The organism is Ensifer sp. CCNWLY38, from assembly GCF_037120565.1.
GTDB classification, from domain to species: Bacteria; Pseudomonadota; Alphaproteobacteria; order Rhizobiales; family Rhizobiaceae; genus Ensifer; species Ensifer adhaerens_H.
In genome coordinates this window covers 136,059-155,970 of record NZ_JBBBBO010000014.1, presented here as the reverse complement: position 1 = coordinate 155,970, position 19,912 = coordinate 136,059, and the positions used below count along the sequence as shown (strand labels likewise).

Genomic DNA, 19,912 nt, shown 5'->3' with positions numbered 1-19,912 from the left:
TTATCCTTTCACCGCGCCGAAGGTGAGACCCGAAACGAGGTGCTTCTGAATGATGAAGGTGAGGGTCAACGCCGGGATGATCATCACGACGGCGAGCGCGCACATGCCGCGCCAGTCGATGGTGAACTCGGCGGTGTAGTCGAGAAGGCCGACCGGCAACGTCTTGGAATTGACCGAGCGGGTGATCTGCGAGGCGAGCGCATATTCGTTCCAGGAGGTGAGGAACGCGAAGATGCCGGCCGACGCGATGCCTGGACCGGCGAGCGGAAACTCCACCTGCCAGAACGCCTGCCAGGGTGTGCAGCCGTCGATCTGGGCAGCTTCCGCGAGATCCTTCGGCACCTGGCGGAAGAAGCCGTCGATCAGCCAGATGGTGAAGGGCACGTTGAGCGCGACATAGGTGAGGATCAGCGAGAAGTGGGTGTCGATGATGCCGGTGCGGGCGTAGAGCATGAAGAGCGGCAGCGACAGGGCAATCCCGGGCACGGCCCGCGTCAGCATGAAGCCGAGAAAGATCGCCGACTTCGCCTTGAAGCGATAGCGCGCAAAGGCGTAGCCGCCGGCCATGCCGATCGCGAGCGCGATCACCGTCGAGGTAACCGAGATGATCAGCGAGTTGCGGAAATAGTCCCAGACGGGAACGCCACCCTGGCCTGCGCCCGCAAACATGGCGCGATAGGCATCGAGCGAAATGCTCTCCGGAATCCAGACCGGTGGCTTCGCCATGATTTCGACCGTCGGGCGCAGCGACGACAGCACGATCCAGAGACCGGGCAGGCAGATCACGGCCATTGCGAGAAACAGGCCGATCAGATGTGCGACCTTCAAAAGGCGGCGGCGCAGGCGGTGCGAAGCGTTGATATCCATTACCACTCGGCTCCGATCTGCTGGCGTGCTGCGGCGAGCTTGCGGAAGAAATAGACGGTGAAGACGATCGACAAGAGGATCGCGACATAGGCCATGGCGTTGGCGAGCCCCATGCGGGCATCGGCATAGGCCGTGCGGCCAACGAGCGTCCAAAGCAGTTCGGTGCGTTTGGCAGGGCCGCCGTCGGTCATGATCTTGACGATGTCATAAGCCCGCGCCACGTCCAGCGAGCGGATCGTCATCGCAATGAAGGCAAACGGCATGAGATAGGGCCAGGTGACATAGCGGAAGGTCTGCCACGGCGTGCAGCCGTCGACATGGGCCGCCTCGACCGGATCTTTCGGCATGGCGAGCAGGCCGGCGAGGATCAGGATGGCGAACACGGCAGTCGAGGACCAGACTTCGGCGATGATGATCGAAAGCAGCGCGAGATTGCCGTCGATCAGCCACGGGATCGCCTGGTCGGTGAGCCCCAGCGACTGCAGCGCATTGTTGACGAAGCCGATATTGTCGTTGAACAGGAACTTGAACTGGAAGCCAACCAGCACCGGCGAAAACATCATCGGGAACATCATCATCGTGCGCAGCAGGCGCTGGCCATGGGTCGCCTTGTTGACGAGCAGCGCCAGGCCGAGACCGAGCAGCATCTCGGCGTTCAGCGCCACCGTCAGCAACAGCACGGTGCGGCCGAAGGCGACCCAGAACTCGGCGTTGCCGAGAACGGTCGCGTAGTTGCGCAAACCGACGAAGATCCACAGCGTCTCCGGCTTGGTCAGGCGAAAGGGTGTGAAGCTCGAATAGAAGGAAAAGAGCAGCGGCAAAACGATCACCACCGCGAGCACGACAAAAGCCGGAAGCAGAAGTAGGGCCGGTGCTGACAATTTCTTGAGCTTCATCGGGCAGTCCTGAGGATGGCATGAAATGGCTGAGGCGGCGCCGGCGCCGAAGCGCCGGCGCCGCCTCCTTGGTTGTGATCAGAGCTTGCCCGCGTCTTCCAGGATGCCGGTCGCTTTCTCGGCCGCGGCATCGAGCGCTTCCTTCGACGTCTTGTCGCCGAGAATGGCGGCCTGCAGTTCCGGATAGACGGCGTTGGAGATTTCGATCCACTCGGCCGTCTTCGGAACCGGGAAGGCATGCTTTGCGGCTTCCTGGAAAGCCTGCAGCACTTCGGTCTTGTAGGCGTCTCCCTCGGCTTGCTTGATGTTGTATTCCCAGACGGCAGTCCGGGTCGGCAACGGGCCGGCAGCCGATTCCAGCTTCTGACTGTCCTCGTTGGTCAGCCACCAGACGAGCGAGGCGGCGGCCTCCTTGTTGGCGCAATCCTCCGTGACCGAGAAGCCGTGATGGCCCGACCAGCCGGTGCGCTTGCCGGAAGAACCGGCCGGCTGCACCTTCACGCCGACATTGCCGGCGACCTTGGACGACTTCGGATCGTTGAAGAAGCTCGCCCAGCCAGGCCAGTCGAGGTTGAGAGCGATCGAGCCCGAGGCGAAGCCCTGACCAAGGTCGTCCCAGAGATAGTTGGTCGTGCCAGGCGGTACCGCCTTGTCCTTGTAGAGCTTGACGAACCAGTCGAGCGCGCGCACGCCGGCTTCGGAATTGAAGGCCGGGCGACCATCCTTGTCGAGATATTCCCCACCTTCGGCGACCAGCATTTCATAGAAGCGGCCGTTGATCGCCTCCTCCTTGCCGGCAAACTGCGTGCCGTAGAAATTCGGTGGCGCTGCGAAAAACTCGGCCTGGTCGCTAACCTGGGCCCAGGTGTCCGGCGGCGCGAGGTCGTAGCCATACTTTGCCTTGAAGGCGGTCTTCTTCGCTTCGTCCTGATAGAGGCTCTTCTGGTAGTAGAGTGCCGATACGTCGAACTGAGCGCGCGGCAGCATCACCAGCTTGCCGTCGAGTGTCGAGGCATCGATCAGTGCCGGCACGAACTTGGCGATCTCGTCCGGCGGCAGAAGCGCTAGCAGGTCGGTGTAGATGTCAGGATATTGCGGAGCGAAAGACGAATGGTTGGAACCGACGCACCAGCTGACGCCTCCGGTCGCGATATCCGACTTGATCTCCTTGTCGAGCTCGAAGTGGTTCTTCTTCGACAGGATGTTGACCTTGGCGCCGGTAGCCTTCTCCCACTCACCGATACGCTCGTAGAGCTTTTCGTATTGCTGTCCGCCGATCAGCTTGGCGTCGATCGTGACGCCTTCAAACTTGCCGGGCAGGTCAGCGGCCATGGCCGTCCCCAGCCCCGCGGCAAGCATGATCGCTCCGGCGGACACGCCGGATAGCAGCCTTCTCATCTCCACTCCTCCCTGGTTCACGCCCCTCATCTTGGCGCGACGTTCTCATTTGTGAGAAACTAATTCATATACAAACAACAAATTTATCCAGCGTCAAGGGCGAACTTTCCTTTGTCGGCGCCTTTCTCTGCGTATATGGATATGAATATTCACCAAGGAGGGATCTCATGGACACCGAAGAGTCTGACCGCTATCGCGCGCCCGCCCTCGATAAGGGGCTCGACATTCTCGAGCTGCTCGCCAGCGTCGACGGCGGCCTGACGCAGGCGGAGATTTCCAAGCGCCTGAACCGCAGCCCCAACGAGTTCTACCGGATGCTCGACCGGCTCGTGCGGCGCGGCTACGTCACCCGCATCGACGGCGATCGCTATTCCCTGACATTAAAGCTGTTCGGGCTTTCGCAACTGCATGCGCCGGTTCGCAGGCTCGCTTCCTACGCAACACCGTTGATGCGCGACCTGGCGCAGCGCTCCAAGCAGGCCAACCACCTCGCCGTCTTCGATCGCGGCTCGGCCGTGGTCATTGCCCAGCAGGAAGCGCCTGATTATTGGGGCATCTCGATCCGGGTCGGATCGCACATCAGCCTGTTCGACACCGGCTCCGGCCACATCCTTCTCGCCTTCCGCTCAGCCGAAGAGCGCGAAATGATGATCGCAGAACACGCCAAGAGCAAAGACGAAGTCCCGCGCGGACCGGAGTTCTACGCGCGGCTCGACCAGATCCGCGAACGCGGCTACGAGATGATGGCGAGCGCGCAGACCGCCGGCGTTTATAACCTTTCGGCACCGATCCTAGGCCCCGATGGCCGAGGCATCGCGGCACTCACCGTGCCCTATATCGCGCTGGTCAACGCGCCCTCGGCGCCGGATATTACCGAAACCATCGCCCTTTTGCTGAAGACCGCGGAGCAACTGTCGACGCTTGCTGGCTCGGACGTGGCGCCGGTAGCCGATTGACTGCAGCCGGCGACGGCCTTACTTCTTATTTGAACAGTCCATTCTTATGTGAGATGACATTCGGAGGAGAAGCGCCTTGATCATCGACACCCATCTTCACCTCATCGACAGGTCGAGGCTCACCTATCCCTGGCTCTCGGGCGTGCCGGCGCTCGACCACGACTTTCTCTACGCGACCTACGCGCGCGAGGCCCGTCGGCTCGGCATCGAGGCCTGCCTGCACATGGAGGTCGATGTCGAGCCTTCGGAGATCGAGAAGGAAACGGCGGAGATCGAACGGCTGGCGCGCCAGCCGGAAAGCCTGCTCAAGGGTGCCATCGCCGCCTGCCGACCCGAAGACGATGGCTTTGCCGCCTATCTCGAACGCCAGGAGGCAAACGATTTCGTCAGAGGTTTCCGCCGGGTGCTGCACGTCATGCCGCACGAGCTGTCCGAGGGGCCGACGTTCCGCGACAACATCCGCAGGCTCGACGGCCGCCGCTTTACCTTCGATCTCTGCGTCCTGCCGCACCAGATCCCGAAGGCCATCGCCCTTGCCGATCTTGCGCCCGATGTTCAGTTCATCCTCGACCATTGCGGCGTTCCCGATATTCGCGGCGGCGCCGAGCATCCCTGGCGCGAGCACATCAGCGAGATCGCGCGACGGCCGAACGTCACGGCAAAAATCTCCGGTCTCGTCGCCTACGCCGACGAGGCCTGGCAGGTCGAGACGCTGCGCCCCTATGTCGAACATACGATCGGCGTCTTCGATTGGGACCGGGTGGTCTGGGGAAGCGACTGGCCGGTCTGCACGCTCGGCGGCAATCTTTCGACCTGGGTCGGCGCCACCCACGCTCTTCTCCAAGGCTGCAGCGCTGACGAAAAGCACAAGCTGCTCGCCGGCAATGCGCGCCGGATCTGGAAGCTCGCCTAGCGCATGGTTCACATGGATAGTATCCGGCCCGAGACGATCGCCGTCCAGTTCCAACGCGCGTTCGTTGGGTTTTCCTAGGCCGTCGACTGTATGCGCGCCGGCGGAGATCCGGATTTCATCGCGCTCGTCATGTGCTCGGACGTGCAGGAAGTCGACCCCTGATCAACGATATGGTGGTCACCGACATTGGCATCCGCAACATGCGGATGCACGTCATTCTAAGCCGACCCAAATGGTTTGCCGCCTAACCGCTCGAGGCGATGAAATGGAAATCCACGTCTTGAAGCGGGAAGCGAGAGCCTTCAGGACTTAAGCAAGCCAACCTTGCTGCAAAGTTGGGAAAGTATCAGCCGTTCGGCCCGTCTTTAAAGCGGACAGCGCGGAGTGGACGCGGTGGGGTTTCGAAAGCTCGCATTGAGGTTTACTCGGCACGGAATGGATCAGCTATCTCAAGCCCAAGAATAATAATGCTTCGACGATCGGAAGAGTAGACCGACTAAGCGCGTTCCCGACGATACATTATGCGATGGATGGAGCAGGACGCGAACATGCCTGGCCAATGGGTGCTGATAGTTCACAAGTTGCGGTTAGAAGTTGAGCGCGCTTTTGAGATCATGTAACCCGACCATAAGCATCATTGGGTCCGATGGCGAGGGCAGGAAGCCGACCGCCTCATAGAAGGCCCTCGCGTCCTCGGAAATTGCATGCACCAGCACGCCGCGGATACCCAGGATTTCTGCGGCATTGAGCAGGCGCAAACCTGCGTCGCGCACTAACGCTCTGCCGATACCGCGTCCCTGATGGGCCCCATCGATGGCGAGGCGGCCAAGCACGGCAACCGGAATTGGATCAGGCATGTTGCGCCGAAACCGACCATGTGCTTCCGGTTGCTTCACTGCGCCGGAGGCGAGTGCATAATAGGCGATGACGCGATTTCCTTCGCACACGACGAATGTTCGCGATGCGCCGCCAATCTGATTGGTACGGGCGCGGCGACGCAGCCAGTCGTCTAGTTCAGGCACACCGGAATTAAAGTCTGCCAGTTCGTGCTGATCGGCCAGTGGTGTCGGTGCGTTAAGAGTCACGCCTCATCCCACGGCGCTTTGGTCGACATGGTGCGTTTCAGACGCTCATTTGTTTGCGCGGGCGCATCGAGCCGGGCAAGGTACTCGGCATAGACTTCGGGGCTGACCGTGAATACGGAACGGTCTAGCAGCACTTCCTCGGCGCGGCGCTCGGAAGCCTCAAGCATGAAATCCGTGCGCGTCTTACCAAGCAACTCGGCGGCTCGGTCGATCAAGTTGCGTGTCGCAGGCTTGATTCGCATATTTAGCGGCACGCTTGCGTCCGGACTTTTACTCGTGTTCGAGGTGGCCATGGAAACTCCTGTCTGCACCCATAAGATAGCGTAACGACATCATCTTTACAAGGCCCGTAAAGATGATGTCGTTACATTTTGGTCGTGGGTTATTTCAGCAGCATGAGGTTCATTGCACGCCTTGATGGGAGTAGAACCGTAGCTTCGCGATTTGCGGCAGCCAACTAAGGGTCCCTGCCCATGGGCCGTGATAGCTGTCGGCGCCGTCGATGCGGTCGAAGCCGTGGGCGCCGAAGCAAGTGCCAAGGGCGAAAGCTTCGGCCTTGTCGGCGAAAGCGGCTCGGGAAAGACGACGCTCACCCGCTCGATCCTGCATCTGGAAACCCCTACCTCCTGCCCTTCATTTCCCCGGATCGAAGAACCTGCCGCTAAGCTGCGCAGCAGTCGCCGGCTGCTCAAGTGGGAGCAAAGCTCGCACCAAATAGGCGATTGAGATCGTCGACGACCTTTTGCGCCGCGTCCTTGCGCATGAGGCCGTCATTGATCCGATCCGAAGCTGCCTGCTGAAAGGCCATGTAGCCATCGTGCCTTGGGCGAACCCAGGCGGTTTCCAGCGTCTTGCGCGTGGCGCGATAAAAGTCCGAGGTTGTGGCATTGACGTCGTCGTCGTCCCAGGCGGCCGCGTGGCCGGGCTGTCCGCCACCTGAAGCATAGGGGCCGCGCTGGACCTCGCCGCTCGCGACGAAATAGGCGAAATCCATCGCGGCATCGATCGAGTGGGAGAAGGCCGAGACCGCGATCCCGGTTCCGCCCAGGGCGGAGCCGGCGGGGCCAATGTTTCCGGCCACTGGGATATCGCCGAACCTGACGAGAGACGGCCGGAAGCCTGACATCGCGTAGCTGACATAGCCATAAATCAGCGGCGCGCAGACGGCCTTCGCATGCGGCTCGCTCATCGCTTCGAGCACGGCAATCGGATCCATCGAGAAGCAGGCGGGGTCGATCAGGTCCGTCAACTCACGCAGGCGCTCGAACGCTTCGATGCCGGCATCGATCTCGATCAACTTCCCTGCCCCATCGCTGCGGCACGGGTTCCCGAGATTGGCCGAGAGCGTATAGAAGCTCATCAGGGAATGCGGCGGGCGCATCGGCAACGCAACCTTTCCCTGACTCGCCAGAACCAGCATCTCAGGCCAGGTCTCAACACGCTCCGCCCGATCTGGCCGCCAGGCCTGCACCTGCGTCGCCGCGTCGATCGGGAAGGCCCATTGCCGGCCCTGCCAGGTGTAACTTGGATAGGAGCGACCGACGCTAGCATCGGCCAGTGCCTTCCGTTCGGCCTCTCGTCCTTCGACATCGAGCGGCGCCAGACACTTCTCCTTGGTGATCTGGCCGACATGCGGATGGTCGATGACGATGAGGTCATAAGCTCGCGCCAGTTCCTCGACCGGGTAGGTCTCGAAATCCTGCAGCGACCGCTTGTCCCATTCGACCGTGACGCCGGTGCGTTCCCGCCACAGCCGCGAACAGGCGATCATCGGATCGTAGCCGCGCGGGTGGCTCCAGGTCATGCCCTTCAACGTGATGCTCACAGGCCGAACTCGTCTCGGATCGCTTCGCTATGCTCGCCGATGCGTGGCGCGGCGCGATCCACCTGGGCGCGCTTGCCGTTGACCCTGAGCGGCGAACGCGTGGTGAGGATCGAGACATCGTCCTCGCGCACGACCGTCTGCAACATGTCGAGCACCCGGAAACCTTCGCTTTCGAGCAGTTCGTTCCAGTTGAGGACCCGCGCGCACCAAATGTCTGCGGGTTCAAGCAGGCCAAGCCAATGGTCGATGGTGTTTTCGGCGATCCGCTTGGCGATCAGCGCCTTGATCTTGTCGCGCTCGGAGAACCAGGACGCCGGATCGTCGCGATAGGCGTCGAGTTCGGGCATTTCCAGGAGATCCGCGAGCTTCGGGATCGGCGTCATGGCGATGGAGAGATAGCCGTCCTTGGCCGGATAGACCCCGTAGGGCGCCGACAGATAGGCGTGGGCACTGCGGAAGCCTGAACGTGCCGGCAGCCGGCGGCCGTCATTCAAGTGCGTCGTCAGCACTTCGAACTGGAAGTCGACGAGTGCCTCGAGCAGGCTGGTTTCGATGAGGCTGCCCTTGCCACTGATGCCGCGACGGACGAGCGCTGCGAGAACGCCTTGAGCGGCAGCGGCGCCGGCGAGCATGTCGCCAATCGCCAGGCCGAAGGGAACGGGGCCCTGCCCTTCGTCGCCGTTCAGCCACATGACGCCCGAGCGCGATTGCGCGAGCAGATCCTGCCCCGGCCGCTTCACCCAGGGCCCCTCCTCGCCATAGCCGCTGATCGAGGCATAGACGATCTTCGGATTGATCGCCTTGACCGCCTCGTAGTCGAGCCCGAGGCGTTGGATGACGCCGGGGCGGAAGTTCTGGATCAGGACATCGGCCTTGGTGAGCAGCGTCTTCAAGGCCGCGAGATCTGCCTCGTTCTTGAGGTCGATCGCCAGGCTCTCCTTGGCACGGTTGATGGCATGGAAGATCGTCGAGTCGCCACCGATCTCGGTGTCGCTCAGATAGAGCCGGCGCGACAGGTCGCCGCCGTCGGGGCGTTCGATCTTGATCACGCGTGCGCCGAGATCCATGAGGCGCAGCGAGCAGTAAGGCCCTGAGAGAAACTGGCTCATGTCGACGACGACAAGGCCGGCAAGCGGCAGTTCGTTTGCTTCCGTCATCGCGACTTATTTCTCGGTCTTGCCGACAAAGTCGGCGGGGTTCTTGTACTTCACCGTCTGCAAGTGCTCGCAATAGAGCACCAACTCCCCCTCGCCCTTGAAGACCTGGTAGCTGGCCCGGATGAGCCCGAGCTCCTTGTAGCGCGGGGTTTTGTCCATGTTGGTCCGGATCGTGTAGATCGTGTCGCCGATGAAGACCGGCTTGATGAAGCGCAGCTTGTCGTAGCCGTAGGAAAACGCGTTGACGCAGTTGGTGGCGACGAGCCCGAGACCGGCGGAGAACACGAAGGCGCCGGCAACGAGACGCCGGCCGAACATGCCGTCGCGCTCGGCGAACATCTGGTCCTGAACATAAGGATGGATGTCGACCACCAGCGTGTTGAACAGATGGCTGTCCCCCTCAGCGATCGTCCGGCGCAAAGACCGGATGCGCTGGCCTACGGGCCAATCCTCATAGAACCAGTTTTCCGCATTCCACACCGGCAGGTCGGCATGGTCTTGCGGCATGTCCGTGGGATGCGTCGAGGAAACACCGACGGTGGGCGTGAATTCATGCATAAGCAGACCCTTGCGCAGAAAAAGCTAGATCAGTTCTTGGTTGCCGCTGCCGAATGCCAAGGGCACACGACCGCAGCAACCGATATCTTCTTATATGAATACCTTACTCACATATGGATCAGCATTGCAAGGGACTCGAATCTTCTACGGGATAGCGGAGTCACGGGTGAAATTTTCCAACGGGTTTGCCGAGCGAGCGATTCCCAAAAACGATGCCGGGAACGGATTGCGCGTCCGACTTCTTACGACCACATCGATGTGCAGAAGAGCTGAATTTCGCTTTGCAGCCGGCGGCCGAGCTACGCGTTTCGAGGACCAAGAGTGACCGACACAATGCCATCCACAGCCTCAACAAATGCGGCGCTTCACGCTGCGATCAAGGTCAACATTGTTGTGATCGGCGCAGGCCAAGCCGGGCTGTCGTCGGCCTATCACCTGATGAAGCTTGGCCTTCAGCCGGGCCGGAATTTCATCGTCCTCGACAAGAACGATAAACCGGGCGGCGCCTGGCAGCATCGCTGGCCGTCATTGACGCTGAGCACCGTCAACCGTCTCCACGACTTGCCGGGCATGGAGTTTGCGGAAGTTGTTCCCGTTGGAGAAACGGAGGCGCGGGCTTCGACCGCGGTTCCCAGCTACTACGCGGCCTATGAAGAAAAATTCCGGCTGCCGATCTATCGCCCGGTTGCGGTCAAGGTGGTTTGCGAGCGCTTCGGCCGGCTTCGGGTGGAGACCGACCGCGAGACCTTTTCGGCCGAGGGGCTCATCAACGCCACGGGAACCTGGGAGACCCCTTCTATTCCCGCCTATCCCGGTGCCGATCGGTTCGAAGGACAGCAGCTTCACTCTCGCGACTATCAAACGGCGGACGCGTTTGCGGGCAAGCATGTGATTGTCGTCGGCGGCGGCATTTCGGCGCTCCAGCATCTCGATGAAATCTCGCAAGTGACAACGACAACGTGGGTCACGCGCCGCGAGCCGCAGTTTCACGAGGGACCATTCACTCAGGAAGACGGCCGCGCCGCCGTTGCCGCCGTTGAAGAAAGGGTGCGGCAAGGCCGGGTGCCGGGCTCGGTGGTATCCGTGACCGGCATCCCGTGGACCCCGGCCCTGCGGGCCGCCGCAAAACGCGGGGCGCTGAACCGCCTGCCGATGTTCCGCGAAATCCTTCCTCACGGCGTGCGCTGGCCGGATGGGACGGAACAGAAAGCAGACGTCATTCTCTGGGCGACGGGCTTTCGCAGCTCACTCGATCATCTCGCTCCGCTGCAACTGCGCGGGGACGACGGCGGCATAGTCCTGGGCGGACGCCTCGCGACGCGGGTCGAAAAGGACCCACGCATCCATCTGGTGGGCTACGGCCCCTCGGCTTCCACCATCGGAGCGAACAGGGCGGGCGGCGCAGCAGCACGGGAACTGGCCGCCCATCTCGGCCTGATCTGATGCGGCTGTGAGCGCGATTCCAGTCGCCGTTCCTTCGAGAAACAATGCGGCCGCAATCCGATTGCGCGAGCCAATGGAGCGATCTCGTCGCCATTCCCAAGTAAATGCGACGGGAAGGAACCCGTCGTTTGGTTCGAGCGCTCCCGCGAAGTCTATGCTAATCAAATGGCCAACGATTCTGAGTTTTTAGTGTGATGAGCCCCAAGACCCGCGGCTATTTGTTTGCCTTCCTCGCTATCTGCATCTTCGCGGGGCAGGACGCAATAACCAAGTATCTGGGTGATCGCTATCCGGCGCTCTTCATAACGATGATACGGTTCTGGGCGTTCGCCCTCTTCGTATTTGCCTTTGCCGCGTCGTCTCCCGGGGGCATTTGCAGGTCCATTCAAACGCGACACCCTTGGCTGCAGGTTGTTCGCGGCCTTCTGCTGGTCGCAGAGATCGTCGTCATCGTCTTTTCCTATGTTCACGCTGGGCTCGCCATGAGCCAGTCGATCTTCCAGGTAACGCCACTGATCATCACCATCCTGTCGATACCGCTTCTCGGAGAGGTGGTCGGATGGCGGCGCGGGGCCGCGGTACTGATTGGTCTTGTCGGCGTTCTGGTGATCATCAATCCGGTGGACGTTCATTTCGACATGTCCCTGCTTCTGCCGCTTGTCGCCTCCGTGCTGTTCGCGCTCTATAGCATCGCCACGCGCGCAGTGAGCCGCGAGGATTCCGCGGTAACGAGTCTCTTTTATGCGGGTGTGGTCGGGGCACTGGCGATTTCGCTGATCGGCCCGTTCTACTGGACCGAGGTCGTCCCCACCGATTGGTTCGCGTTGGCAGCCCTTTGCGTCTGCGGCACGCTCAGCCACTACTTCCTTATCCGGGCCTATGGGCTGCTGCCTGCCGCGGAAGTTCAGCCGGTCACCTATTTTCAGCTGGTTCTCAACGTGATGTTTGCCGTCCTGTTGTTTGGCGAAACGATCACGCACAACATGATCATGGGCGCCCTGATCGTGGTCGGCGCGGGCCTTTTCACGATCTGGCGCGAACACCAACTGGCCAAGCGCTCATAGCCGATACGGCATCTGAAAACGCGCGCGCTTTGCGATCGATCGGGCCAGCAGGATCTAGCTTCACGACCGCACTAATATCCTGATCGCCACGCGACGGAACAATTTCCACCTTCGCGTGTTGTCGGAGCAGCCGATCGGATGGCAAGGTTTTTCCGCGGATGGAGTATGCGATGAAATGGCTTCTCCCAGTCCTGTGTATCGCGGCAGGCCCCGCTTATGCGCAAAGCCCCGGCCTCGAGACGACCTGCATGGCGGTCGCCAAGAATTTCTTCCTGGTCGACACGCTCAACGTCGGGGTGATCCAGTCCTTTCCCGAGATTGCACCGCCCGGAGCACGCTTTAAGTATTCCGAAAGAGCCGACACGAAGAAGACAGATATGACGGACACCTTCGAATGCGAGTTCGACAATGCGAACGCGCCGACAAAAATCCTGCGCTTCTGCGTTTCACGCATCTGCTACGCCGCCGATGAGGACGATCCCGAGCGCAAGAGACGATTTCAGGAGATGCAGGTTCTTCTGCAACGAGCGAAAACCGCAAACTGATTTCCCTGCATGATGCTGGCAGCGCTACCGGGCCTCGAGTTCAAACCCGACACACAGCCCGTTTTCTGCAGCCAGAAGCAACAGCAGTTCACGGAGCTTTGGCTGCGAGACTTCCTGGACGGCGGCTTCAAGCGGAGTCCATTGTAGCCTCCGGCTTTGCCTCTCGGGGAAGTCCGCCAGAATTTCCTGGACCTCGAGCAAATGCACATTGAGGTGATAGCTGAGGTCAATGCTATCCTTGGTATAAACGAACGAGCCAATGGCATCGCTCGATACCCGGCCTCTAACGCCGGCCTCTTCCATCGCTTCGCGCGCGGCGGCGGCGCGTGCCGTCTCCCCTGCCTCTATACGCCCCTTTGGTATTCCCCAACGGCCGTTGCGGCGGCTTGTGACGAGCAACACTTCAGGAAGGCTATCTGCGGAGGTTCGAAAACAAATCGCGCCAGCCTGCTGGACACACGTCATTGAACGAGCAGAGTTTTGTGGCAGCATTTCGCATACTAGCGAGAATTGCTCGGACATCTCTCTCGGTTCCGGTGGATTTGAAGCAGAATCTTGTTCGCGTTTATGACAGATATGTGACGGCCCGTCTCGCAATGAGCGATTGCAAAATGAAACGAGGGAGACGCCATCATTGCACCCCTGCAGTTTTTTCCCTCAGCGAGTAACTGTCCGGGCCGTATCGGGGGCCACACACGAGACTGACCGACAGGAACGTTAGCGGGATCGGAATGGCGATCGCTCCGCCATCTGGCACCAATCGGAGCCGCCTGGAATTTTCGTTGTAGTATTCCGTTAGTACCTGCTGACTCGGCTGCCCTGCTAAGCTCTTTCCATTGGTTTTGGCCATTGGTTTTGGGAGGAACAGATGACAGCTTCGAAAATTCTGATGATCACCGGTGACTTCACCGAGGACTATGAAACGATGGTCCCGTTTCAGACGCTGCTTGCCTGCGGGTACACCGTCCATGCTGCCTGCCCCGGCAAGAAGGCCGGAGAGACGGTCGCGACCGCGATCCATGATTTCGAAGGCGACCAGACCTACTCCGAGAAACGCGGCCACAACTTCGCCCTCAACGCTACTTTCTCCAGTATCCGCGCCGAGGACTACGACGCGCTCGTCATCCCCGGCGGCCGCGCGCCCGAATATCTGCGCCTCAACCCCGACGTCATCAGGGCCGTGCAGCATTTCTTCGAGGCCGGGAAGCCGGTGGCAGCCATCTGCCACGGCGCCCAACTTCTTGCCGCGGCCGGTGTGCTGAAGGGGCGCACATGCTCGGCCTATCCCGCCTGCCGCCCGGACGTCGAACTCGCCGGCGGCATCTATGCCGATATCGCGATCGACGATGCGGTCTCGGACGGCAACCTCGTCACCGCACCCGCATGGCCGGCGCATCCTTCGTGGCTGCGGCAGTTCATGGCTGTGCTCGACGCCTCCGCCCTGCTACAAACGGACGCCGCCTGAGGAAGCGGACAAGGGAGGGGCGCGATGTGCGAGTTGTTCATAAAGGCAGACGCAAGGCTCTGGGAAAGCACGACCCGTTCGCTACGCATTGATGGCATGGTGACAAGCGTTCGGCTGGAGAATTTCTTCTGGTCGAAGCTCGAGGAGATCGCGCATCGCGATCGCATGAACGTCACGCAGTTGATAACCAAGCTGCATCATGAATCCATCGACGCCGGCCACGATCTGGGGAACTTCACTTCGTTCCTGAGGGTCTGCTGCGCGCGCTATCTCGACCTTCAACTGACCGGAGACATTCCAGCGGATGTCAATCAACCGATCGCCGGGCTGAACGCTCCGGCGATCCTCGTTCGCGAGCAGGAAAAATACCACTGAGCCGGCGGCCCTCAACGGTTGAGGGTCGCAAAACACCACTGCACGCTCGGCCAGCTCACCAGCAGCGGCTGAGGTCATTGCGGTTCGTCAGTGTACTCGCCGCGATTGTCAGGCCGACGGCGGCTCTGCAGGCGGTCGCCTAGACCTTCGACGGCAGCTGCGGCCTGGGCAATGGTGACGCCGCCGACAGCGCCAGGTCCCCGCTCGTAGCGACCGGCTGAGCCGTCTGTCGGCCGTGCCCCCACAGAAGGCACAGCCTCCACATCTACACTCGGTTCCTCTCGTATCGATACGGAAGCATTCCGTTCGAGCTTCCGTACTTTTTCGGGCGCAGAACGGCGGCGCTACAGACCCCGAGCATAGTCCGCGCCGAGCGGAATTCAGGCATACCGCCCCTCCCGATCGGCCTTATCGGCAGCTTTCCCGCCTCAACGCCATTTCCGATTCGGCAACTTCCAGAAGAATCATTGCCTGAAACAGGACATTTTCGACAAGAATTGCCTTTGCCGACTGAAATATTCTTGACATAGTTCCGTTTCGGAAATCTACTCTGCCTATCAAGGCCGAAATGGAAACGGTGATGACCCAACGCTACCTCGTCGATGATCTGGACCGCGAGATTATCCGTTATCTCTCCGAAGACGGGCGCCTTTCGGCGGCCGAGATCGCCGGCCGGATCGGCAGCGTCTCGGAGCGCACGATCCGCAACCGCATTGCCGGACTGCTGCAGGCCAAGATGATCGTCATCGGCGCCATTCCTGATCCGGTGGCGCTCGGACGCGATGTCCAGGTCGAGCTTCTGATCGAGGTCGAGCCCGGCAAGCAGGAAGACGTCGCCATCCTGCTCGCAGAGTATGACGAGATCGGCTACCTCGCCGCCACGAGCGGCACGGCGAACCTCAGCGCTTCGCTCTTCGTCGCCGACCATGCGGCATTGCTCGAATTCATCGATCAGGAGCTGGGCAAACTGCCTGGCGTCAAGCGCGTCACGAGCTCGGTCGTGCTGCGCCTCTACAAGGTATTCGGCACGAGGACGACCGCGATCAGCCGCGGTACGGACCTCGGCGGCAAGAAAAAGGGATAGACCATGCTTCGTATCGGAGTGGATGTCGGCGGAACCAATACGGACGCGGCGCTGTTGCGCGGCACCGAGGTCCTGGCCACGGTAAAATCCTCGACCACCGCGGATGTGACATCGGGCGTCAGCGCAGCGATCCGCACGGTCCTGGCCGAAGCAGGCGTTTCTGCCGGCGCGGTCAATGCAGTGATGATCGGCACCACGCACTTCCTCAACGCCATCGTCGAGGGTCGGCATCTTGAAAAGGTTGGCGTTCTCCGCCTTTGCGGCGCCGCGACGCGCTCGCTGCCGCCAATGATCGATTGGCCGGACACGCTTCGCCCCGTCGTCGACGGAGGTGCCGCGCTCGTTGGCGGTGGCGTCAATTACGATGGTTCGGAGATTGCGCCGCTCGATGACGCAGCGATCCGCGCGGCATGCCGGGATTGGCGCACGCGTGGTATCTCCGCCGTCGCGATCTGCTCGGTCTTCGCCTTGGTCGACCCGAGAATGGAAAACGCCGCGGCGGAAATCGTTGCCGAGGAAATGCCGGGTGCTGCAATCAGCCTGTCGCACCGCGTCGGCCGCACCGGCCTCCTGCCCCGCGAAAACGCCACGATCCTCAATGCGAGCCTCCATACGCTCGGACGCGAGACGGTCGGCGCCTTCCGCTCGGCCTTCGCCGCCCTCGGCCTCACCTGCCCGCTCTTCCTCACGCAGAACGACGGCACGTTGATGGCGGCCGAGTTCGCCGAACGCTATCCGGTCTTCACGATCGCGTCCGGACCGACCAACTCCATGCGCGGTGCGGCCTTCCTCACCGGGCTCTCCGACGCAGCCGTCATCGACATCGGCGGCACCACCACGGATATCGGCATGCTGGTCGCCGGCTTCCCGCGCACCCGCAGCGAAGGCGCGATGATCGGCGGCGTGCCGACCAATTTTCGCGTGCCGGACGTCTACTCTTTCGGGCTTGGCGGCGGCAGCATCGTGCGCCCGGGCCCATCTCCGACGATCGGTCCGGATTCTGTCGGTTTTCGCCTGCCGGAAAAGGCTCTCTGCTTCGGCGGCGATACGCTGACGGCAACCGATATCGCCGTTTCTGCCGGTCTCGTCGACCTCGGCGACCGCGACCGCCTCAGCCACATCACGCCGGAATTCGCACAGCAGATGCTGGCGCAGATGAAGGCCAGCATCGAAACGGTGCTGGACCGCATGAAGCCAAGCGCCGATCCGATCCCCGCCATTCTCGTCGGCGGCGGTTCGGTGCTGGTCGAGGGGCTCTTGGAGGGAACCTCGGTTTCGCTGAAGCCTGATCATTTCGGTTCCGCCAACGCCATCGGCGCGGCAATCGCGCAGGTCTCCGGCGAGGTGGATAGCGTGGTTTCGCTTGAAGGCACCACGCGGGAAATCGCATTGGAATCCATCGTCGCGGAGGCACGGGCGCGCGCCGTCGAGGCCGGCGCAGACGCCGATACGACCACCCTTGCCGAAATTGAAGAAACGCCGCTGGCTTACCTGCCCGGCAATGCCGTTCGCGTCGCCGCGAAAGTGATTGGGGAGTTGCGGGCATGAAGTACTGGACGCTCAGCGAAGGGGATATCGATCGCATCGCCATCGGCTGCGGGATTCTGGGAACCGGCGGCGGCGGCAGCACCTATCACGGCCTGCTGCGCGCCAAGGCGCTTCTGCGCGAAGGCAAGCGCATCCGCATGGTGCGCCCGGCCGACATGGCGCCGGATGCCCAGATCCTGGGTATCGGCGGCATCGGCGCCCCGACGGTGGGCATCGAGAAGATCCCGGAAGGCAGCGAGGGCGTCCGACTATTGAACGCACTCGAACGGCATATGGGCCGCAAGGTCGATGCGCTGCTCGGTGACGAAGTTGGCGGCGGCAACGGTATTGCGCCGATGCTGACGGCGGCGATGGTCGATCTGCCTGTTGTCGATGCTGACGGCATGGGCCGGGCCTTCCCGGAAGTGCAGATGACGACCTTCTTCATCCACGGCCAGGCCGTGCAGCCGGCGGCCCTCGCCGATGCCGACGGCAACGTGCTCGTCGTCACCGACGCGACGACGCCGAAGATGCTGGAGAAATTGCTGCGCGCCAGCACCATTGCCATGGGATGCACGGCGCTGATGACGACGGCTCCAATGTCCGGTGAATTCGTCCGTCGTTTCGGCGTGCCCCACACCACCAGTCAGGCCTGGAGCCTTGGGGACGCGGTGATGAACGCACGGGCAGCCAAGGAAGACCCAGTCGAGGCGATTTTGCAGCAGTCCGGCGGTGTGCGGTTGATGCGCGGCAAGGTGACCGATATCAGCCGCCGCGTCATGGCGGGCTTCACCCGCGGCAAGCTCACTGTGGCGGGTCTGGATGCGGATGCGGGCCGCACGCTGACGGTCGACATCCAGAACGAATATCTGATCGCGCGCGAAGGCGAAGAGATCATCACCATGGTGCCGGACCTGATCTGCATCGTGGATTCGGAAACCGGTCGGGCGATCGGCACGGAAGAGCTGCGCTACGGCCTGCGCATCGACGTGTTGTCGATGCCCGCACCGGTGCTGCTGCGCAGCGAGATCGCGCTCGCCTCCGTCGGCCCGCGTGCCTTTGGTTACGATTTCGACTTCGTGCCGATGGGCGTGTCTGCGGATGCGCCTGCCGTACCCCATTACAAAGAAGACGCCTAAGCGTCCGCCCCCTCCAGAACTCGATTGGGAGCCCGACATGAACCGCCGCAATTTCTTGAAAACCGCCGCCCTCACCGCTCTGGCCACAGCCGCCGCGTCGCGCTGGAATTTTGCCATGGCTGAGGGCACGAGCAGCATCTTCACGCTCGCCTATCCGACGAGCTTTCCGGACCTTGACCCCGCCACCTCGTTTTCCAACGACGGCGCGGTGCTGGCCAATGTCTACGAAGGGCTGACGCGCTACATTCCCGCGACCGATACGGCCGAAGCCAGGATCGAGCCCCTGCTCGCCACCTCCTGGGACGTGAGCGCAGACGGCAAGACCTGGACCTTCACCCTTCGCGATGGCGTGAAGTTCCATGACGGCAGCCCGCTGACCTCGCAGGCGGTAAAGGGCTCGATCGAACGGACCAAGAAAATCGGCGGCGGTGCGTCCTTCATCTGGGGCCCGGTTGCGTCCATTGAAACGCCGGAACCGCTGAAGGTGGTCTTCGTGCTCTCCGAACCGCAGCCACTGGATCTCATCGCATCGGCCGGCTTCGCCGCCTGGATCTATGCCCCTTCCTCGCATGACAAGGAAGCCTCCTGGTTCAACGCCGGCAACGATGCAGGGACCGGAGCCTTCAAGATCTCGCGTTACGAACCCGGCCAGCGTGCCGTTCTCGATCGGGTCGAAGGCTATTGGGGCAAGGTGCCGGATGGCGCCTTCCAGACGATATCGTTCGAGATCGTCGAGGATGCGACGCTCGCTCAAAACATGATCGAGAGCGGCCAGGCCGACTGGACCTACAGTCTTCCCTATGAAAACCTTGAGGCGCTGAAGTCCAATCCCGACCTGAACGTGGTCGTGAACCCTTCCTTCGAAACGCTGTTCGGCCTCTACAATGTCAAGCGTGCGCCACTCGACAAAGTGAAAGTGCGGCAGGCCCTGTCGCTCGCCTTTCCCTATGACGACGTGATCGCCGCGGGAACGAGCGGCTTCGGCTCGCGCGCAAAGGGTGTCGTGCCGGCCGGCATCTGGGGCCACGACGCCAATGCGCCCATCCCGAAAACCGATCTGGAAGCCGCAAAGGCACTTCTTGCCGAAGAGGGCATTGAGCCGGGCCTGGAACTGGTCATGACCTATTCCACGTCCCAGGCAATCGAAGCGGTCGCAGGCGAACTCTGGAAGGCCAATCTGGAGACGCTCGGCATCACGCTGAAGCTCCAGCCGATGGCATGGGAGGCGCAATGGCAGCTCGGCAAATCGAACCCCGAAGCGGCACAGGATATTTTCGTCATGTTCTGGTGGCCGACCTTCGTCACCCCCTATGATTACCTCTTCAACCTGTTCCACAGCGAAGAGAAGCCGAACTTCAATCTCGGCTACTATTCCAATCCGGAGGTGGACGCCAAGATCGATGAAGCGGCCAAGCTCTCGGGCACGGACCGCGCCCGCGCCGAAGCGCTGTTCATCGAGGCGCAGCGCAAGATCATCGAGGACGCGGCAGCCATCTTCATGCTCGACCAGCCGAACGTCCACATCATCCGGGCTGACATCAAGGGCTATGCCGACAATCCGGCCTACGGGCACATCGCCTTTGTCAACGATCTGAGCCGGTAGGGCACGCGGGGG

General features: G+C 61.6%; 22 protein-coding genes. 12 read left to right on the top strand and 10 right to left on the bottom strand.

Annotated features, from left to right (window positions below):
- The 3 genes from V7S54_RS26905 to V7S54_RS26895 all read right to left on the bottom strand — a co-directional run bounded on the left by V7S54_RS26905 (nt 1) and on the right by V7S54_RS26895 (nt 3,161).
- Nucleotides 1-867, bottom strand: a complete 867-nt coding sequence (locus V7S54_RS26905; RefSeq protein ID WP_336409132.1) for a carbohydrate ABC transporter permease — start codon at nt 865-867, stop codon at nt 1-3.
- Nucleotides 867-1,763, bottom strand: coding sequence for a carbohydrate ABC transporter permease (locus V7S54_RS26900; RefSeq protein ID WP_336409133.1), 897 nt, complete (start codon nt 1,761-1,763; stop codon nt 867-869). Before V7S54_RS26900 ends, V7S54_RS26905 begins: the two co-directional genes overlap by 1 nt.
- A 78-nt stretch (nt 1,764-1,841) precedes the next feature.
- Nucleotides 1,842-3,161 (bottom strand): ABC transporter substrate-binding protein, encoded by a 1,320-nt coding sequence (locus V7S54_RS26895; RefSeq protein WP_336409134.1) that lies wholly within the window; start codon nt 3,159-3,161, stop codon nt 1,842-1,844.
- A gap of 167 nt (nt 3,162-3,328) precedes the next feature.
- On the opposite strand from V7S54_RS26895, the gene V7S54_RS26890 reads away from it, so the two are divergent.
- Both V7S54_RS26890 and V7S54_RS26885 read left to right on the top strand, forming a co-directional pair.
- Nucleotides 3,329-4,117 (top strand): IclR family transcriptional regulator, encoded by a 789-nt coding sequence (locus V7S54_RS26890; protein WP_057249366.1) that lies wholly within the window; start codon nt 3,329-3,331, stop codon nt 4,115-4,117.
- A gap of 76 nt (nt 4,118-4,193) precedes the next feature.
- On the top strand, nt 4,194-5,030 hold the full coding sequence (locus V7S54_RS26885) for an amidohydrolase family protein (protein WP_336409135.1): 837 nt from the start codon (nt 4,194-4,196) through the stop codon (nt 5,028-5,030).
- Between the two features lie 587 nt (nt 5,031-5,617).
- Here V7S54_RS26885 and V7S54_RS26880 read toward each other — a convergent pair.
- From V7S54_RS26880 to V7S54_RS33320, 3 genes are all read right to left on the bottom strand, one after another.
- A complete protein-coding gene (locus V7S54_RS26880) occupies nt 5,618-6,115 on the bottom strand; it encodes a GNAT family N-acetyltransferase (protein ID WP_336409136.1) in 498 nt (165 codons plus the stop codon).
- Entirely contained in the window at nt 6,112-6,408 is a 297-nt protein-coding gene (locus V7S54_RS26875) for a type II toxin-antitoxin system TacA family antitoxin (RefSeq protein ID WP_336409137.1), read from the bottom strand. The genes V7S54_RS26880 and V7S54_RS26875 overlap by 4 nt, the downstream gene beginning before the upstream one ends.
- Nucleotides 6,409-6,517: 109 nt before the next feature.
- Nucleotides 6,518-6,724: a hypothetical protein gene (locus tag V7S54_RS33320; RefSeq protein ID WP_442892615.1), complete on the bottom strand. Its 207-nt coding sequence runs from the start codon at nt 6,722-6,724 to the stop codon at nt 6,518-6,520.
- Here V7S54_RS33320 and V7S54_RS33315 point away from each other — a divergent pair.
- On the top strand, nt 6,632-6,841 hold the full coding sequence (locus tag V7S54_RS33315) for an ATP-binding cassette domain-containing protein (protein WP_442892613.1): 210 nt from the start codon (nt 6,632-6,634) through the stop codon (nt 6,839-6,841). The two genes, V7S54_RS33320 and V7S54_RS33315, sit on opposite strands and share 93 nt — an antisense overlap.
- On the opposite strand, the gene V7S54_RS26865 is transcribed toward V7S54_RS33315, so the two are convergent.
- Genes V7S54_RS26865 through V7S54_RS26855 form a run of 3 tightly spaced genes read right to left on the bottom strand, consistent with a single transcriptional unit; the run spans nt 6,804 to nt 9,655 of the window.
- On the bottom strand, nt 6,804-7,940 hold the full coding sequence (locus V7S54_RS26865) for an ABC transporter substrate-binding protein (RefSeq protein WP_336409138.1): 1,137 nt from the start codon (nt 7,938-7,940) through the stop codon (nt 6,804-6,806). The genes V7S54_RS33315 and V7S54_RS26865 overlap by 38 nt on opposite strands.
- Nucleotides 7,937-9,097, bottom strand: coding sequence for a CaiB/BaiF CoA transferase family protein (locus tag V7S54_RS26860; protein ID WP_336409139.1), 1,161 nt, complete (start codon nt 9,095-9,097; stop codon nt 7,937-7,939). The genes V7S54_RS26865 and V7S54_RS26860 overlap by 4 nt, the downstream gene beginning before the upstream one ends.
- A gap of 6 nt (nt 9,098-9,103) precedes the next feature.
- Entirely contained in the window at nt 9,104-9,655 is a 552-nt protein-coding gene (locus tag V7S54_RS26855) for a MaoC family dehydratase (RefSeq protein ID WP_065373162.1), read from the bottom strand.
- A gap of 333 nt (nt 9,656-9,988) precedes the next feature.
- On the opposite strand from V7S54_RS26855, the gene V7S54_RS26850 reads away from it, so the two are divergent.
- From V7S54_RS26850 to V7S54_RS26840, 3 genes are all read left to right on the top strand, one after another.
- Nucleotides 9,989-11,098 carry an NAD(P)-binding domain-containing protein gene (locus tag V7S54_RS26850; RefSeq protein WP_336409140.1) on the top strand — a complete coding sequence of 370 codons (1,110 nt, stop codon included), beginning with the start codon at nt 9,989-9,991 and terminating at the stop codon, nt 11,096-11,098.
- A 194-nt stretch (nt 11,099-11,292) separates the two neighbouring features.
- Complete coding sequence (locus V7S54_RS26845) at nt 11,293-12,162, top strand: DMT family transporter (RefSeq protein ID WP_336409141.1); 870 nt, start codon at nt 11,293-11,295, stop codon at nt 12,160-12,162.
- Nucleotides 12,163-12,410: 248 nt separating this feature from the next.
- A complete protein-coding gene (locus tag V7S54_RS26840; RefSeq protein WP_336409142.1) occupies nt 12,411-12,707 on the top strand; it encodes a hypothetical protein in 297 nt (98 codons plus the stop codon).
- A gap of 24 nt (nt 12,708-12,731) precedes the next feature.
- Here the strand turns inward: V7S54_RS26840 and V7S54_RS26835 are convergent, their stop codons facing one another.
- A complete protein-coding gene (locus V7S54_RS26835; protein WP_234792901.1) occupies nt 12,732-13,229 on the bottom strand; it encodes an NUDIX hydrolase in 498 nt (165 codons plus the stop codon).
- A 346-nt stretch (nt 13,230-13,575) separates the two neighbouring features.
- On the opposite strand from V7S54_RS26835, the gene V7S54_RS26830 reads away from it, so the two are divergent.
- From V7S54_RS26830 to V7S54_RS26805, 6 genes are all read left to right on the top strand, one after another.
- Nucleotides 13,576-14,172, top strand: a complete 597-nt coding sequence (locus V7S54_RS26830) for a DJ-1/PfpI family protein (RefSeq protein ID WP_336409143.1) — start codon at nt 13,576-13,578, stop codon at nt 14,170-14,172.
- A gap of 24 nt (nt 14,173-14,196) precedes the next feature.
- Nucleotides 14,197-14,547 carry a ribbon-helix-helix domain-containing protein gene (locus V7S54_RS26825; protein ID WP_336409144.1) on the top strand — a complete coding sequence of 117 codons (351 nt, stop codon included), beginning with the start codon at nt 14,197-14,199 and terminating at the stop codon, nt 14,545-14,547.
- A gap of 580 nt (nt 14,548-15,127) precedes the next feature.
- Entirely contained in the window at nt 15,128-15,631 is a 504-nt protein-coding gene (locus V7S54_RS26820) for an Lrp/AsnC family transcriptional regulator (RefSeq protein WP_176707529.1), read from the top strand.
- 3 nt (nt 15,632-15,634) lie between these two features.
- The gene (locus tag V7S54_RS26815; RefSeq protein WP_336409145.1) at nt 15,635-17,179 is read left to right on the top strand and encodes a hydantoinase/oxoprolinase family protein; all 1,545 of its coding nucleotides are present in this window, start codon (nt 15,635-15,637) and stop codon (nt 17,177-17,179) included.
- Nucleotides 17,176-18,297, top strand: coding sequence for a DUF917 domain-containing protein (locus V7S54_RS26810; protein WP_065373039.1), 1,122 nt, complete (start codon nt 17,176-17,178; stop codon nt 18,295-18,297). Before V7S54_RS26815 ends, V7S54_RS26810 begins: the two co-directional genes overlap by 4 nt.
- 37 nt (nt 18,298-18,334) lie before the next feature.
- Nucleotides 18,335-19,900: an ABC transporter substrate-binding protein gene (locus V7S54_RS26805; RefSeq protein WP_336409146.1), complete on the top strand. Its 1,566-nt coding sequence runs from the start codon at nt 18,335-18,337 to the stop codon at nt 19,898-19,900.
- The last annotated feature ends 12 nt before the right edge of the window (nt 19,901-19,912 follow it).